Raw genomic sequence first — 16,100 nt, forward strand, 5'->3', positions numbered from 1 at the left:
CGGGCTCGCGGGGCGGGCGTAGACCTGAGGGCAGGGACCCGCCAGCCCCGCCAAGCAGAAGCCCAGCCACAAGGATCGCAGCGCCATGAAGCAGATCTACAGGAACCACCATTCCGCCCGGTCAGCGGAGCAGCAGCGACCGCCTGCTTCCCTTCCAATGGCACCGACTAAAGGCCCGCTTACGCCGGAAGAAGTCCAGCTGGGTGCCCGTAACCACTCCATGCCCCTGGAGGCGCTCCGGCGCGACATCACTCCGCCCGGCCTCCACTACATCCTTACGCACTTCGACATCCCGTTTATCGACACCGGGGCCTGGCATCTGCGGATTAACGGGGCAGTAGAGCGCGCCCTGGAGCTGAGCATGCCGGCGCTGCGGAAGGACCCCGCCATCACAGTGCCCGTCACCATGGAGTGCGCGGGTAATGGCCGGTCCCTCCTGAAGCCGCGGCCGCCCAGTCAGCCGTGGGTCCTCGAGGGCGTTGGGACGGCAGCCTGGACGGGGGTTCCGCTCGCTTATCTCCTGGGGAAAGCCGGGGTCCTGCCGAACGCCGTCGAAGTGATCTTCACGGGCGCCGATGCCGGCATCCAGGGCGGCGTCACCCAGCGGTACGCACGGAGCCTGCCGATCCATGAAGCGATGCGTGCCGACGTCGTGCTCGCCTACAAGATGAACGGCAACGAGCTGCCGCCCCAGCACGGCTACCCGCTCCGGCTCGTAGTTCCCGGGTGGTATGGCATGACGAGCGTGAAGTGGCTGGAATCCATCGAGGTGGTCACGGCGCCGTTCACCGGTTACCAGCAGGTAGTGGCGTACCGCTACCAGGATTCAGTGGACGACGCCGGGACGCCGGTTTCGCGGATCAGGGTGCGTTCGCTGATGGTCCCGCCCGGCATCCCGGACTTTTTCACCCGCAAGCGGGTGCTGCCGCATGGTCCCGTGATGCTGCAGGGCCGGGCATGGTCCGGGCACGCGGCGGTGACTGCTGTAGAAGTGGGCATCGACGGGAAGTGGGTGCGGGCCCATTTGGAAGAGTCTGCCGGCGGGTTCACGTGGCGCAAGTGGACGCTGCCGTGGGTGGCTGACCCGGGCGAGCATGAGCTCGCCTGCCGCGCTGCGGATGCCAGCGGTGCCATCCAGCCCCTGGAGCAGAACTGGAACTACCAGGGCATGGGCAACAACGTGGTGCAGCGGATCAGTGTCCGGGTTGAATAGCTCTCTTTTCAAGAGGCGCGGTTGGGCAGGCCTGAGTGTCCACTTTGACCACTGGCTGCCGGGCGGAGGCACCGGGGCTATACTCGGTGCCAACCATGACCAGCCTTCCTTCCTCCCCCGCCAGTGTCCGCATCGATGCGTGGCTGTGGGCCATCCGGGCCTACAAGACCCGCTCTGCAGCTACGGCTGCCTGCCGCGCCGGCCATGTGCGGCTGAACGGCAGCCCGGCCAAGGCGTCCGCCACCCTGGTCAGCGGCGACTCGGTGACGGTCAGGATGCCGGGCTATGAACGCACCCTCGAAGTGCGCCGGCTGATCAACAAGCGCGTGGGAGCGGAAGCTGCATCCCACTGCTTTACGGACCACACGCCGCCGCGGCCCGTTGCCCCCGCACTGGGCCTGCCGCAGCGGGACCGCGGCGCTGGCCGGCCCACCAAGAAGGACCGCCGCGAGATGGAACGCCTCCGCGGGGCCTGAAGGTTTGGCGAGCCTGGCTTAGGTTTTGACCCGCGCCTGCACCAGATTCGCGAACGGCAGCTTTCCGTACTCCTCGATGAAGGCTGCGTGGTACTCGGCTTCGGCCTTGGTTAGGGCCGCGCCGGGCAGTTCCTTCCAGGCAATCAACAGCTGCCCGGCGTCCTTGAGTTGCCAGACCAGCCGGCCGTCCCAGTGCCCCGGCGGTTTGCCCTGCCCGAAATCCAAAAACTCCTGTACCTGCCGCCTCAGCCCGCGGTTGCCCTTGCTGCCCGGCCCGGCCTTGCCCAGATAAAGGACGACGGCGGTATCCACCCACTCCGCCGACAAGGCCGGCTCTGGCAGTGATGGGTCCTTCTTCTTGAAGACACCGGCGGTGCTTTTCTTCAGAAATTCCGGCTGGAACTCTTCGGGCCGCAGGACGGCGAAGACGCCGGTTCCTTGCGGAACCCGCATGACCTCCAGGTCCTTGAACGACCGGAAGCCCGAAAAGCCGTCAGCTTTCAGGCCCTTCCTGGTGAACTGCATCCCTACATTGAACAGCATGCCATTGGCAGCTGCTTCTTTTATCCACATAGGCCTCCCGGCACCGGCTTTTGTCACACCCTGCTGGAAGACTCTGTCCATGGAAGCAATAGCGGAGTCGGCACCGCGGGGTCACGGAGCAGCGCAGGAGGCAGGACCCCTCCCCGGTCCTCGTGTTGCCGACGTCGTGCGCACCTTGGCTTCCATCCGCCCTGCCGCTGACGGGCCGGGGATGATTGACCAGTTGCGCGAACTGGAGGATGCGAAGTCGGCGGCAGCGGCAGCGCAGGCCCGGATTGCGGTGGCCTTTGACTTGGCTGTGCGCCGGGAGCAGGCTGCAGCGGCTGTTCCGGCTGATGAGCTTGGCGCCGGGGTGGGAGCCGAAATCGCTTTGGCCCGGCGGGAGTCTCCTGCCCGGGGCGGCCGGCTGCTGGGATTGGCTAAAGCCCTGGTCACGGAGATGCCCCACACGCTGGCGGCGCTTGAGTCAGGGCAGCTGAACGAGTGGCGGGCCACCCTGATCGTGAAGGAAACAGCGTGCCTGCCGGCCGGGGACCGCTGCGCCGTGGACGAGGAGATCGCCGCCGACACCGGCACGCTGGCAGGCGCCGGAGACCGCGCCATCATTGCAGCCGTCCGAACGGCCTCGTATCGGCGGGATCCGCGGTCCGTGGCGAAACGGGCTTCCCATGCCGTCATTGAACGTACCGTCAGCCTTCGCCCGGCGCCGGACACCATGGCGTACCTGACCGCGCTGGTTCCGGTGGCCCAAGGGGTCGCCGCCTACGCAGCCCTTACCCAACAGGCAGATACGCTGAAGTCCTCCGGTGACGAGCGTTCCAAGGGGGCCATCATGGCCGACGCCCTCATCGAACGTATCACCGGCACCCCGGTCGGCTACACGGGCATCGACATCCAACTCGTCATGACCGACCGCACACTCTTCCAGGGTGACAGCGAACCGGCCAGGCTCACCGGCTACGGAGTCGTCCCCGGCGAGTGGGCCAGAAGAATCATCCGGGATGCGGCTGGTGATGGGTCCCCGGACGCCCACGCATCTTCCTCAGGAACCACGGATAGTGAGTTGAAAATCTGGCTTAGTCGGCTTTACACCGCCCCGGCGGACGGGGATTTGGTCGCCATGGACTCGAAGGCCCGGTTCTTCCCGCCACGGCTCCGCCGCTTCCTCCAAGTCAGGGACGCCACCTGCCGCACGCCCTACTGCGACGCGCCCATCCGCCATCACGACCACGTCATCCCATGGCACCACGACGGACCCACCACGGCCGGCAACGGCCAAGGGCTCTGTGAAGCCTGCAACCACATCAAGGAAGCACTCGGTTGGGGCTCAATACCACTTCCAAGCCAGCGGCACACCGTAGAACTACGCACACCTACCGGCCACACCTATCGATCAACTGCTCCACCCCTGCCCGGCACTGCCATGACTGCGGCTGCGGCCGCGGCTGCGAAGGCAATCTCCCGCCGACGGCGGAAACTGAGGCATCACGCCAAGGCACTCAAACGCGCCCGTGGGGTACGACTGGCGGGGTGAGCGGGTGGTCATCCTGAGTCTCTCCTGCCCACCCCTGAGCACGGAAGCGTAGAGTGGCCTAAGACGCCTGATTCTGGACGCCTTGCTGCAGAGGGAGAAATCGTGACGATTGACTGGGACGAAAAAAAGGCCCTGCTACAGGAACCTAACATCGCGAAGGTAACCCAGCTTTGCGACGAACTGATGGAAAAGAAGCCGGGCTCCACAGTCCCCTACATCGACCCGGTGCACGACGAAGATGAATGCCGGATCGTCAGCCTGCAGGTCAGCCCCGGAAAGGGCACGGAGTCCGGCTTTGTTTCACACTACAACGACGACGAAGCGGCCCGCCGAGCCACGCAGATCTACGAGCTCGCCGAGCTTGACCCGCGCTACGTGATGCCGTGGAATGCCTACCCCTGGGTCCGCGATCCTGGTATGCCGTCAGCACTGAGCGTGCAGGAGAAAACCGACGGTTTGCGGCCCTTCCGGCAGTTCCTCAAGATCAATTCCCGGGTTTCTGCGATCATTGCCCACGGCACGGACGCCTCAACCTTCCTCACCCTGTTCGAGAAGACCTATCACTCGTCGTTGAAGAACAGCGGCATCAAGGTGTACAAGGCCAGCGCCCTTGGCGGGCGCGCATTCGCCGTCTCGGATGCTAAACAGGAAGAGCTTCTGGCCAAGAGCGTGGACATCTACAAGGACGCAATGCAGCGGGCAGGCATCCAGCACCTCTGACCCGGTGACGCGAATGGATGTTCTCGGCTGGCTGCTCGATTCCGATCCGGCCATCCGCTGGCAGGTCCTGCGCGACCTCACCGACGCCCTGCCTGAAGAGGTACAGGGCGAGCGGGAGCGGGTTGCGAACGACGGTTGGGGCGCGCGGCTCCTCGCCCTGCAGGGCACGGACGGGCAATGGGCGGGCGGCACCTACTGGCCCGCGCAGGACGACGACGCTGACAACCAGCCCTGGACGGCGACAACCTACAGCCTGCTGCTCCTGCGGGACTTTGGCCTGGACCCCGCCAGCGTTGAAGCCGGACGGGCAATTGCGCTTGTCCGCGACAACAGCCGCTGGGAGGAAGGCAACCAGCCCTTCTTCGAAGGTGAAGTGGAGCCGTGCATCAACGGTATGACCGTGGCACTGGGGGCGTACTTCGGGGAGAAATTGGATTCGGTGGTGGAGCGGCTGACCCGTGAACAGCTCCCAGACGGTGGCTGGAATTGCGAAGCCGAAAGAGGTTCCATCCGCTCTTCCTTCCACACCACAATCTGCGTCCTGGAAGGGCTCCTCGAACACGAACGGGCTACACGAGGAACACTTGCATCCCGGGAGGCACGGCACCGCGGAGAACAGTATCTTCTGGACCGCGGCCTCTTCAGGCGGTTTTCTACCGGGGAGCTCATCAGCAGGGATTGGCTGCGGTTCTCTTACCCCACCCGCTGGTTCTTCGACGTCCTTCGTGGGCTGGACTACTTCCGCGCCGCCGGCGGCACACCTGACGAACGTCTCGAAGAGGCAGTGCAGGTGGTGCGGTCAAAGGAGCAGCCGGACGGCAGGTGGCTGCTGGAAAACAGTCATGCCGGCAAGGTGCACTTTCCGCTTGAGGACGGCGACGGACAGCCAAGCCGGTGGAACACACTCCGGGCTCTGCGGGTACTGCGGTGGTACGAGGGCGCCTAACTGTTCCCTCCGCCGGTCAGCCTTCCATCAGCCTCCGGCGGTGCTTCAGCTCTTTGACCCACGCCCTGGTGGCCAGGTCAGGAAACGGTGAGCCGCCGCCGTCGTGACCTTTTGCCTTGACCCCGTTCAGTCCGCGGAAGGCGGTCCCGGACTCCAAATCCGAGATCAAAGGGCCTGACGCCTTCAGCCCGATCTCCACAACCTGGGCAGCCGCCCGGTCAGTAAGTCCCAGCTCGGTGGCCCAGCCCAGGAAGTGGCGGCGCGATATCCCGGTCCGCTTCCCGCTCAGGGTCAGGGCAAGACTTTTATCGCCGTAGACCACTGTGGAAGGGATGTCGTAAACCGGTGCGATGCCCCACTCCCCGGAGGGCTGCTGAACCATGGAGACGTTCTTGGCGTGCAGGTCCCCATTGCCGGTCAACCATGCGTAAGCCGCCTGCAGCGCCAGGTTCCGAAGAGCGGGAAGCGGAGCAGAGCAGTAGTCCGCGAGCGCGTGACAGACTTGGCCGTACCCCACGTTGTACTTGTCCGCCGGGTAGAACTTCAGCACCTGCGCCCCGTCTTCGACTGCCAGCCGCTGCACGCCGTTGGGGTTTCCTCCCGGCTCAGGCATGCGGTCGAAGCGCTCCACCAGCAGTCCCGGGCGGCCCGCCACATCCCTGATCAGCTGGACACGGCTCAGGGGGATCCGGAGCTTGGCCGCGTAGCGAAACATCACCAGCTCGTTTTCCACCACGTGCGGGAACTCCGGCGCGTTGAGTTTCAGGATGAACTGCCGCCCGGTACTGGCCACCGGTACCGAAATCATCCCGGCGGACAACTTGTCCTGCACACCGGCCAGCGCTACGGGGTCTATGAGGTCCGGATCGCCAAGCAGCTGGTCGAAGTCCAGCGGCTGTTTTGGATCCAGTTGCACGGCATGCCCGTCCGGGTCCAAGGGCTCGCCGTGGCCCACGATTTGCACGTCTCCTACCGGATTCCCGCCAGCCGCAATCAGAAGGGACAGGTCGTCGTCGGCGCTGGTCTTGATGGAACGGCGCAGCGCGTTCAGCCGGCGGCCCTCAGGCAGCAGCCCGGTGAAATAAGGAGGCGCGGCCCCGGCACCTGACAGCACAGGTTCGGTCGTGAGCGGCAGGGAGGTGGCGACGGCGGGTCCACCGGAAGGGAGGTAGGCCGGCAGGTAGCTAAAGCGGGTGCCGCCGTCGTGCCGTTCAAGCCGGGCGGCAAGCAGGCCCGCCTTGTAGATGTCGGCGATGCGGTGCCTCATGTCCGCCGCTCCTGTGCACCTGCGGTCGCCGTCCTGTTTGGAACGTCAGGGGTGCGGGTTCGAGTCGTCAGCTGAAGCTCCAAACCAAGCGTCTCCAGCAGCGCGAGGAGTGAGTCCAGCTGGACGCTTTGTTTGCCTTGTTCGACGAACCGCACGAAGCGCTCCGAGACCCCGGCCAACTGGGCGAGATCGTGTTGCGTCAGGCGGAGGGCGGCACGCCGGGCCCGGACCTCTGCGCCAAGAAAGTCAGAGAATGATGTTCTGATTGCAAATACTCCCGTCGGCACGAGCGTTCCGATCTGTCCTTTCTTGCAACTGTATTGCCATTTGCCGGTCCTAACCAGGGCGACTCCGGCACGAACGTTCCGACAGCGCGGCTGCGCACTCGTCCCGTTTGCCGCGGGGAGGCAGAAGCACCCCCGCTCCACATTGACACCACCTGTGACCCCTGCCATATTTAAAGCGTGAACCTGTCAGACAGCCGGACAGCAGGACAGCCTGCAGCCCTTCCGCTCGCCCGGCTCAGTGCTGCCGAAGCAGTGTTCAACACCATCCGCCAGGACATCGAGTCCGGACGAGTCGAAGTGGGAAGCAAACTCAGCTCCGAAGCAACCCTTTCCCAGCAGTACGGGGTGAGCCGGTCAGTCATCCGCGAAGCACTCCGCTCCTGCACCGCACTGGGCCTTACGGTCACCAAAACGGGCAAGGGCACGTTCGTGGTTGCCAACAAAGTGGCCAACGACCTCATGCTTGGGCAGTATTCGGCCCGGGACTTGACCGAGGCCCGCCCGCACATCGAGGTGCCCGCCGCCGGACTGGCCGCGGAACGCCGCAGCAACGATGAGCTGGAAACTCTCCGCCAGATCGTGGCAGCAATGGCCAGCGAAACCGACCCCGAATCGTGGGTGGCCCTGGACTCGAGCTTCCATGCCGCCATCGCCCGCGCCAGTGGCAACAAGGTGTTCGCCAGCGTGGTGGCCGACATCCGTGGCGCCCTGGCCCACCAGTCCGAAACCCTCAACATGGTGGCTGACCGGCAGCACGCCTCGGACCTGGAGCACCAGGAGATCATGGCCGCCATCGAAGCTGGCTCCGCCGAAAAAGCGCGTGCCGCCATGGCCCATCACCTGGAAGCCGTGGGCCTTGCCCTGGATTCCATCCTGAACAACTAGCTTCCGCACCCGAACACGCAACGAACCCAAGGACCCCATGCCATCCCCTGCGCTTTCTGCCGCCCCCACAGCTGGACTGCTCCCGCAGCACACCCCCCTGGTCACCGCCATCCGCGACGGCCTCGTTGAAAGCGTGCACTACGGCTCGGCCATCGCCATTGCAGCAGACGGCTCAACAGTGGCGGCCGCGGGTGAGCCTTTGACTCCGTTTTATCCCCGTTCCTCGCTGAAGCCGCTCCAAGCTGTTGCCATGGTCCGGGCGGGCCTCGAGTTGCCGGCGGATCTCCTTGCCCTGGCAGCGGCAAGCCACTCGGGCGCGGCCAAGCACCGCGAAGGAGCGCTGCGCATCCTCACCCTGCACGGGCTCAGCGTCACTGACTTCGAAAACAGCACCGACCTTCCCTATGGCGTCCGCGAGCGCGGGGAATGGCTGCGCAACGGCGGTGCGGCCACCCAGCTGACCCAGAACTGCTCCGGCAAGCACGCGGCCATGGCTGCCACCTGCGTGATCAACGGCTGGCCGGTCCAGGGCTACCTGAAGACCTCCCACCCCCTGCAGCAGCTGGTGGCCACAACTGTCAGGGACTTGACGGACGAGGAACCGTTCACCGTCAGCACCGACGGTTGCGGCACCCCGCTGTTTGCCCTTACCCTCCAGGGCATGGCCCGCGCTTTCGGCCTCATCGCAGGCGCCGCTGCGGACTGCGCTGGTGCTGACGACGACGGCGGGCTGGCTCAGCGAAGTGCGGAAGCCGCCGTCGGGCTCGCCATGCAGCAGCACCCGGACATGGTGGCCGGGGAAGGCCGCGATGTCACGGAGCTGATGCGCCTGCTCCCGGGCTCGGTAGCCAAGGACGGCTTCGAAGGTGTGCAGCTGGTGGGCCTACCCGACGGCAGTGCCGTGGCCGTCAAGATTTCCGACGGCGGCGACCGCGCCCGGATGCCCGCCACCGTCAAGCTGCTCGAGGCGCTGGGCGTGGACACCGCACCCCTCGCCGGCATCGCAACTGCACCGGTGCTGGGCGGCGGCCACCAGGTGGGCCTGCTGCAGGCCACCGACTTCCTGTCCCAGGACAACCTGTCCATACCCGCCAACGAAGCCCTGTAAGGACCCCATGACCACCACCGACACCGCCGCACCAGTCCGGTCCGAACACGACCTGCTCGGCGACCGCGACGTCCCGGCGAACGCCTATTGGGGTGTTCATACTCTCCGCGCCGTGGAGAACTTCCCCATCACCGGCCAAAAGCTCTCCTCCAACATGCACCTCGTCCGCGGCCTCGCGGCCGTAAAACTCGCCGCCGCCCGCACCAACCGCGAACTCGGGCTGCTGGACGCCGAACGCTCGGACGCCATCGAGCAGGCCTGCCAGGACATCCTGGACGGCCGGCTTGCCGACCAGTTCGTAGTTGACGTCATCCAGGGCGGCGCCGGGACGTCGTCGAACATGAACGCCAACGAGGTTATCGCCAACCGTGCGCTGGAAATCCTGGGCCACCCGAAGGGCGACTACACCCGCCTGCACCCCAACGACCACGTGAACCTGTCCCAGTCCACGAACGATGTCTACCCCACGGCCGTGAAGCTGGGCACCATCTTCGCCGCCCGTGAGCTGCTCGACGCCCTGGCCGAACTTGAGGAAGCCTGCGCGGCAAAGGCGCTGGAGTTCCGCACGGTGGTCAAGATGGGCCGCACCCAGCTGCAGGACGCCGTTCCCATGACCCTGGGCCAGGAATTTGGTACCTACGCCATCACCATCGGCGAGGACCGGCTCCGCCTGGCCGAAGCCGACCTGCTGATCCACGAGATCAACCTCGGCGCAACCGCCATCGGCACCGGGCTAAACGCACCGGCCGGCTACGCGGAAGCCGCCTGCAGGCACCTTGCGGAGATCACCGGTCTGCCGCTGGTGACAGCCCCGGACCTGATCGAAGCCACCCAGGACGTGGGCGCGTTCGTGCATCTGTCCGGCGTACTCAAGCGTGTGGCCGTCAAGCTTTCCAAAATCTGCAACGACCTCCGCCTGCTCTCCTCCGGGCCGCGCGCCGGCTTTGGCGAGATCAACCTGCCGGCCGTGCAGTCAGGTTCGTCGATCATGCCCGGCAAGATCAACCCGGTGATCCCGGAAGTGGTCTCCCAAGTGGCCTATGAAGTGATCGGCAACGACGTCACCATCACCATGGCCGCCGAAGCCGGGCAACTCCAGCTCAACGCCTTTGAACCCGTCATCGTCCACAGCCTGCACAAGAGCATCTCCCACCTGGAAGCCGCCTGCCGCACCCTCACGGCCCGCTGCATCCGGGGCATCAGCGCCAACACGGACCACCTCCGCCGCACGGTGGAGCAATCCATCGGACTCGTGACCGCCCTCAATCCCCACTTGGGCTATGCCACCGCCACCGCCATCGCGCAGGAAGCACTCGCCACCGGCAAGGGCGTGGCCGAACTCGTCCTCGAACACGGCCTCCTCACGAACACGCAACTCCAGGAACTCCTCAGCCCCGAACGACTGGCCAACCTCAGCAAGTAGTCCCCACCGCCCGGACCCCAAAAAGGACTCCCCATGACAAACTCCCCCATCACGGACCACACGGTCCCGCCCCAGGCGCACGCCTCCGAGGCTGCCCTGCACGCCGAGGACAAGGGCTACCACAAGAACCTCAAGCCGCGGCAGATCCAGATGATCGCCATCGGCGGCGCGATTGGCACCGGCCTGTTCCTCGGTGCCGGCGGCCGCCTCAACGCAGCCGGCCCCTCCCTCGTCATCGCCTACGCGGTGTGCGGCTTCTTCGCGTTCCTGATCCTCCGGGCCCTGGGCGAACTGGTGCTGCACCGCCCCTCATCAGGGTCCTTCGTCTCCTACGCCCGCGAATTCTTCGGCGAAAAGGCCGCGTTCGTTTCCGGCTGGTTCTACTGGATCAACTGGGCCACCACCACCATCGTGGACATCACCGCCGCCGCGCTCTACATGAACTTCTTCGGCAACTACATCCCCTGGATGGCAGCCGTCCCGCAGTGGGCCTGGGCCCTGATCGCCCTCGTGGTGGTCCTGGCACTGAACCTGGTCTCGGTCAAGGTCTTCGGCGAAATGGAATTCTGGTTCGCCCTGATCAAGGTCGCAGCCCTGGTGGTCTTCCTCATCGTGGGCACCTACTTTGTCATCTTCGGCACTCCCGTGGACGGCCAGCAGGTGGGCTTCAGCCTCATCTCGGACAACGGCGGCATCTTCCCCAACGGCCTGCTCCCCATGATCATCCTCATGCAGGGCGTGCTCTTCGCTTACGCCTCCATTGAACTGGTGGGCACCGCAGCCGGTGAAACCGAAAACCCGGAAAAGATCATGCCCAAGGCCATCAACTCCGTGGTCTTCCGCATCGCCGTGTTTTACGTCGGCTCCGTCATCCTGCTGGCCCTGCTCCTGCCGTACACCTCCTACGAAAAGGGCGTCAGCCCGTTCGTGACGTTCTTCGGCTCCATCGGCATCCAGGGCGTGGACGTCATCATGAACCTCGTGGTCCTCACCGCCGCTTTGTCCTCCCTGAACGCGGGCCTGTACTCCACCGGCCGCATCCTGCGCTCCATGTCCGTCAACGGCTCCGCCCCCAAGTTCGCGTCCCGCATGAATAAGGCAGGCGTGCCTTACGGCGGCATCGCCATCACCGCCGGGGTGTCATTGCTGGGTGTCCCGCTGAACTACCTCGTTCCCGCCGACGCCTTCGAAATCGTCCTCAACGTCGCCTCCGTGGGCATCATCATGACCTGGGCAACCATCGTGCTGTGCCAGATCCAGCTTCATCGCTGGGCCGACAAGGGCTGGCTCAAGCGTCCCTCGTTCCGGATGTTCGGCGCCCCGTACACCGGCTACCTCTCCCTGCTCTTCCTGGTGGGCGTGCTGGTGATGGTGTTTATCGAATCCCCGCTCACCATGCTCGTCACCGCCATCGCCTCGGTCCTGATGGTCTTCGGCTGGTACGCCTGCCGCAAACGGATCCACGAAATTGCCGAAACCCGCCAAGGCTTCACCGGGCTCTCCCCCGTGGTTGCCAACCCGCCGGCGGACACCTTCAAAAAGTAACCCGCCTCGTAGCGTGCGACGGCGGCACCCCAGGTTCTGGAGCTACAGAACCTGGGGTGCCGCCGTCGTTCGTTAACTATTCAATCCTGGAGCTAATTTGCGGGTTTCACTACCATCGCTGAGCCGCCGCCGCGCCTTGCCGGTTCGGCGGCAGCCACGGTCCTTCCGTCGGGAAGGAATTCGATGGCTGTCGCGGCGCCGAGTTCGGAAACAGAGCTGAAGGCGGGGTGTCCGTACTTCATCAGCTGCGTCTGGTTGGCTGCGATGAAGGCGGGTTCCGCCTGCGGAGCGGCCGAATTGCGCTGCGAGGCGCGGGGTGCAGCAAGTGCGTCGGAAATACTCATGCCAAGGTCGATCCGGTTGATCAGTGTCTGCAGCACGGTGGTGATGATCGTTGCGCCGCCCGGCGAGCCGAGCGCCACGAACGGCTTATCGTCCTTCAGCACGATGGTGGGCGACATGGACGAACGGGGACGCTTGCCCGGCTCGATACGGTTCGGGTCCGTTTCGCTGTACACCGGCGAGAAGTCCGTCAGTTCGTTGTTGAGGATGAAGCCGCGGCCCGGGACCACAATGCCGGACCCGCCGGTCTGTTCGATGGTGAGGGTGTACTCCACCACGTTGCCCCACTTGTCGGACACTGTCAGGTTAGTAGTGGAAAGCCTCTCCGTATCCGTATGGTTAGTCCGCGCCGCGGCCGGCCGCTTGCAGACGCCGTCGTAGGACTGTATATCCCCCGCGGGCACCGGCTTCTTGGCGGCCTTGGCCGGGTCGATTTCACAGGCCCGCTCCTTGCCGAACACGGGGTCAAGTAGCTCCTCGGCAGGAACATCGACAAATGCCGGGTCGCCCACGTACGCGCCGCGATCAGCAAATGCCAGGGCGCTGGCCTCAAGGTAGTGGTGGAGCACCTTGGGCTTGTCATTGGCCAGGCCTGCAAGGTCGAACACCTCAAGGATATTCAGCGCCTCACCCACCGTGGTCCCGCCGCTGCTGGAAGGCGCCATGCCATAGACGTCGTAGCCGCGGTAGTTCACGTGGGTGGGATCCTGGTCCAAGGCCCTGTAGTCATCAAGGTCTGCAGTTGTCATGACGCCTGCAGGTCCGGGCAAAGTGTTGGGATCGGGGTTTGTGGGCGCGTTCCTGACGGTGGTGACGATTTCCTCAGCGATCCTTCCTTCGTAGAAGGCGTCAGTCCCCTCCCGGGCCAGCAGCCGGTACGTCTCCGCCAGGTCATTGTTCTTGAGGATCGAACCGACTACCGGAAGTTGGCCTCCGGGCAGGAAAAGCTCCGTGGTGGCTGGAAATGGCCGGAATCGCTCATCATTTTCATCAGTCTGCTGGCGGAACGTCTCGTCCACCACAAACCCGTCCGTTGCCACTTCAATGGCGGGCCTGAGGGCTTCGGCAAGGCTCACACTCCCCCAGCGGTCCAGGGCCCGCTCCCAGGTAGCCGGGGTTCCCGGAACGCCCACGGACATTCCGCTGGTTGCCTGCTTGGTGAACGGATAAGCCTCGGTGGTGCCAGGCTTGACGAAAGCGTCCCTCGGCATCGCCGCCGGCGCTGTCTCGCGGCCGTCGATGGTGCTGACCTTGCCCCTCTTCGCGTCGTAGAACACAAAGTAGCCGCCGCCGCCGATGCCCGCGCTGTAGGGTTCGGTCACGCCCAGGGTTGCTGCTGCGGCAACAGCAGCGTCAACAGCGTTGCCGCCCTTGCGGAGGACTTCGATGGCCGCGGCGGATGCGTCGAGGTCCACTGTGCTCACGGCGCCGCCATAGCCCGTGGCAGTAGGAGTTTTTTCGGTCTGCGCGGCAGGCCCGGAATGGGCGGCGGCCGGGCCTCCCAAGGCTCCTGTTGTTACGCTCATTGCCAGCGCCGCCGTCATGGCTGCAAGCCGGCGTCCCAGATTTGGCATGATTGCTCCTGAACGGGTTTTGAGTGATGCGGGTCACGCTACTCCTCCGGCAGGGGACACTCAACGGCTGCTGCTACCCCTGATACGCGCCCTTCGGAACCGGCGTGCCCCCGTCGCTTGACGCATGACAGGCTCAGGTCTATCGTCGGCCCCATCCCGCCGTTTCAACGTCGGCTAAGAGCATCAGCAGGCCTCGTTAACTGCTTGTCCCAAAGGCCCCAGGCAGGCGGATGCCCCGGGACAGGTTTACGCCCCTACGGGTCAAGGAGGACCTTGATGAACAACCCGGAAGCAAAAATTGTTGTTGGTGTGGACGGCTCTGATTCCTCGGTGCAGGCCCTGCGCTTGGCGGCCCGGCTGGCGCCCGCACTCAACGCGCGAATCCACGCTGTGGCTTGCTGGGACTTCCCGCAGATCTATGCAGGCTACGTTCCGCCCGACTTTGAGGCCTTCGAAGCGGCCGCAACGCACACTTTGGCCGAGTCACTGGGCAAAGCGTTCGGGCCGGACGCCTCCGTGGACATCACCCAGGAGATTGTCCGGGGCCCGGCGCCGGCCAAACTCGTCGAAGCCGGCGCTGACGCCACCATGCTGGTGGTGGGCCGCCGCGGGCACGGCGGCTTCATTGGAATGCACCTTGGGTCCGTGAGCTCCGCATGTGTTTCACATGCTGCATGCCCAGTTTTAGTAGTGCATGCTGACGGCAGCCACCGCCCCCACCATCTTTGGAGGGGCTCCAAGGGCAAGGACGCCGCAAAGCTGTAAAAACCCCCGGGATGCCCGGCGTAACGCAACGCTCTTGCAACTCCCGCGAGGGAGCAGATCCCCTATGCTCAGCAGGGTGCCACTTGGCGCGCCCGCGCCCGTAAGGGTGGCGTGCACAGAGCAGTTCAACGACGAACCAAACCGGGAGACGGTATGACCAACTGGCGGATCAGGGACTTCCACTCGGCGGACCTGGACGGGATCCTGCACCTCTGGGAAACCCTCAAGTCGCACAACGTCGAGCCGGTGTACGCCCTCTCCGAAGTCCTCGCATCCTGCGAGAAGGACCACGCCGTGGTGGCGGTGCAGGGCGAGCAGGTGGTGGGCGCCGCTGTCGGACGCGCCGCCCACGACCAGGGCTGGATCGTTTTCCTGGCCACCCTGCCTGAATACCGCGGCCGTGGCATCGGCACCTCGCTGCTCGCCGCCGTCGAAAACCGGATGGCGCCGCACGGGCTGAACAAGCTCTCTGCGCTGATGCCCGAGTCCGAAACCCGGGTTGAGGCCTTCCTGGGCCGCGGCTTCGCGCTGAAGAAGAACCTGCGCTACTTCGAACGGACAATCCCCGTCCAGCGCCAGGAACTCGGCGCGCTGGGCCAGCTCGGCGGCCGCGTCCTGGCCCGCGACCTCTGGGAAAACGTAGCCGGCATGCGCAAGGAAAAGGAACTGCTCGAACGCCGCCTGGTCCTTCCCCTGGCCGAGGCCGACCTCGCGGACGAATTCGGCGTGGTCCCGCCGCGCGCCGTCGTCCTGTTCGGCCCGCCCGGCACCGGCAAGACCACCTTCGCCAAAGCCATCGCCTCCCGCCTGGAATGGCCCTTCGTCGAAGTATTCCCTTCCCGGCTCGCCGCCGATCCGCAGGGCCTGGCAGGAGCGTTGCGTGAAACGTTCCTGGAAATCGCCGAGCTCGAGCACGCTGTGGTGTTCATCGACGAGGTGGAGGAGATCGCCTCCCAACGGTCCGGGGAGCCGCCGTCCCCGCTGCAGGGCGTCACGAATGAGCTGCTCAAGATCATCCCTGCGTTCCGTGAGCAGCCGGGCCGCCTGCTGGTTTGTGCCACGAACTTCATCCGCGCCCTGGACACCGCGTTCCTGCGGCACGGCCGCTTCGACTACGTCATCCCCATCGGCCTGCCCGACCGCCAGGCCCGCGAAGCCATGTGGCAGCGTTTCATCCCCGCACCCGTGGTGGACGCCGTGGACGTGGAACTCCTGGTGGAAAAGACGGAGGGCTTCTCCCCCGCGGATATCGAGTACGCCGCCCGCAGTGCCTCCCAGCGTGCGCTGGAAAAGGCAGTGTACGACGACGGCGGGCTCGCCTCCGGCGGCACACGTTCCGTCCGTGAGGCGGTGCGGAAAGGGCCCTCCACGCAGGACTACCTCGACGCCGTCGCCGAAACCCGCACCACCGTCAGCGCCGAAGTGCACCAGGACTTCCTGGAAGACATCGACTCCCTGGGCCGTGTGTAACT

General features: G+C 65.3%; 15 protein-coding genes. 11 read left to right on the plus strand and 4 right to left on the minus strand.

Annotated features, from left to right (window positions below; genetic code table 11):
* The first annotated feature begins 85 nt into the window (after positions 1 to 85).
* Together M1E07_RS19390 and M1E07_RS19395 are read left to right on the plus strand one after the other, a co-directional pair.
* The gene (locus M1E07_RS19390; RefSeq protein ID WP_461188228.1) at positions 86 to 1,213 is read left to right on the plus strand and encodes a sulfite oxidase; all 1,128 of its coding nucleotides are present in this window, start codon (positions 86 to 88) and stop codon (positions 1,211 to 1,213) included.
* Between the two features lie 95 nt (positions 1,214 to 1,308).
* Entirely contained in the window at positions 1,309 to 1,689 is a 381-nt protein-coding gene (locus M1E07_RS19395; RefSeq protein WP_461188229.1) for an RNA-binding S4 domain-containing protein, read from the plus strand.
* Positions 1,690 to 1,707: 18 nt separating this feature from the next.
* Here M1E07_RS19395 and M1E07_RS19400 read toward each other — a convergent pair whose 3' ends face one another.
* Entirely contained in the window at positions 1,708 to 2,214 is a 507-nt protein-coding gene (locus M1E07_RS19400) for a hypothetical protein (RefSeq protein ID WP_461190445.1), read from the minus strand.
* Positions 2,215 to 2,311: 97 nt separating this feature from the next.
* On the opposite strand from M1E07_RS19400, the gene M1E07_RS19405 reads away from it, so the two are divergent.
* The 3 genes from M1E07_RS19405 to M1E07_RS19415 all read left to right on the plus strand — a co-directional run bounded on the left by M1E07_RS19405 (position 2,312) and on the right by M1E07_RS19415 (position 5,432).
* Entirely contained in the window at positions 2,312 to 3,766 is a 1,455-nt protein-coding gene (locus M1E07_RS19405; RefSeq protein ID WP_461188230.1) for an HNH endonuclease, read from the plus strand.
* Positions 3,767 to 3,868: 102 nt separating this feature from the next.
* Positions 3,869 to 4,486 (plus strand): uracil-DNA glycosylase family protein, encoded by a 618-nt coding sequence (locus tag M1E07_RS19410; protein ID WP_461188231.1) that lies wholly within the window; start codon positions 3,869 to 3,871, stop codon positions 4,484 to 4,486.
* Positions 4,487 to 4,499: 13 nt separating this feature from the next.
* Positions 4,500 to 5,432 (plus strand): prenyltransferase/squalene oxidase repeat-containing protein, encoded by a 933-nt coding sequence (locus tag M1E07_RS19415; protein ID WP_461190446.1) that lies wholly within the window; start codon positions 4,500 to 4,502, stop codon positions 5,430 to 5,432.
* Positions 5,433 to 5,448: 16 nt separating this feature from the next.
* Here M1E07_RS19415 and M1E07_RS19420 read toward each other — a convergent pair whose 3' ends face one another.
* Complete coding sequence (locus M1E07_RS19420) at positions 5,449 to 6,699, minus strand: type II toxin-antitoxin system HipA family toxin (protein ID WP_461188232.1); 1,251 nt, start codon at positions 6,697 to 6,699, stop codon at positions 5,449 to 5,451.
* On the minus strand, positions 6,696 to 7,154 hold the full coding sequence (locus M1E07_RS19425; protein WP_461188233.1) for a type II toxin-antitoxin system Y4mF family antitoxin: 459 nt from the start codon (positions 7,152 to 7,154) through the stop codon (positions 6,696 to 6,698). Before M1E07_RS19425 ends, M1E07_RS19420 begins: the two co-directional genes overlap by 4 nt.
* A gap of 9 nt (positions 7,155 to 7,163) precedes the next feature.
* On the opposite strand from M1E07_RS19425, the gene M1E07_RS19430 reads away from it, so the two are divergent.
* Genes M1E07_RS19430 through M1E07_RS19445 form a run of 4 tightly spaced genes read left to right on the plus strand, consistent with a single transcriptional unit; the run spans position 7,164 to position 11,947 of the window.
* Positions 7,164 to 7,871: a FadR/GntR family transcriptional regulator gene (locus M1E07_RS19430; protein ID WP_461188234.1), complete on the plus strand. Its 708-nt coding sequence runs from the start codon at positions 7,164 to 7,166 to the stop codon at positions 7,869 to 7,871.
* Between the two features lie 37 nt (positions 7,872 to 7,908).
* On the plus strand, positions 7,909 to 8,979 hold the full coding sequence (locus M1E07_RS19435; protein ID WP_461188235.1) for an asparaginase: 1,071 nt from the start codon (positions 7,909 to 7,911) through the stop codon (positions 8,977 to 8,979).
* Between the two features lie 7 nt (positions 8,980 to 8,986).
* Entirely contained in the window at positions 8,987 to 10,402 is a 1,416-nt protein-coding gene (locus M1E07_RS19440; RefSeq protein ID WP_461188236.1) for an aspartate ammonia-lyase, read from the plus strand.
* A 33-nt stretch (positions 10,403 to 10,435) separates the two neighbouring features.
* The gene (locus tag M1E07_RS19445; protein ID WP_461188237.1) at positions 10,436 to 11,947 is read left to right on the plus strand and encodes an amino acid permease; all 1,512 of its coding nucleotides are present in this window, start codon (positions 10,436 to 10,438) and stop codon (positions 11,945 to 11,947) included.
* Positions 11,948 to 12,039: 92 nt separating this feature from the next.
* Here the strand turns inward: M1E07_RS19445 and ggt are convergent, their stop codons facing one another.
* Positions 12,040 to 13,863 (minus strand): gamma-glutamyltransferase, encoded by a 1,824-nt coding sequence (gene ggt / locus M1E07_RS19450; RefSeq protein ID WP_461188238.1) that lies wholly within the window; start codon positions 13,861 to 13,863, stop codon positions 12,040 to 12,042.
* A 276-nt stretch (positions 13,864 to 14,139) separates the two neighbouring features.
* Here ggt and M1E07_RS19455 point away from each other — a divergent pair, with 276 nt between their 5' ends.
* Both M1E07_RS19455 and M1E07_RS19460 read left to right on the plus strand, forming a co-directional pair.
* Entirely contained in the window at positions 14,140 to 14,628 is a 489-nt protein-coding gene (locus M1E07_RS19455) for a universal stress protein (protein WP_461188239.1), read from the plus strand.
* Positions 14,629 to 14,781: 153 nt separating this feature from the next.
* Positions 14,782 to 16,098, plus strand: a complete 1,317-nt coding sequence (locus M1E07_RS19460; RefSeq protein ID WP_461188240.1) for an ATP-binding protein — start codon at positions 14,782 to 14,784, stop codon at positions 16,096 to 16,098.
* The last annotated feature ends 2 nt before the right edge of the window (positions 16,099 to 16,100 follow it).

The sequence above is a fragment of the Arthrobacter sp. Z4-13 genome (assembly GCF_054792705.1).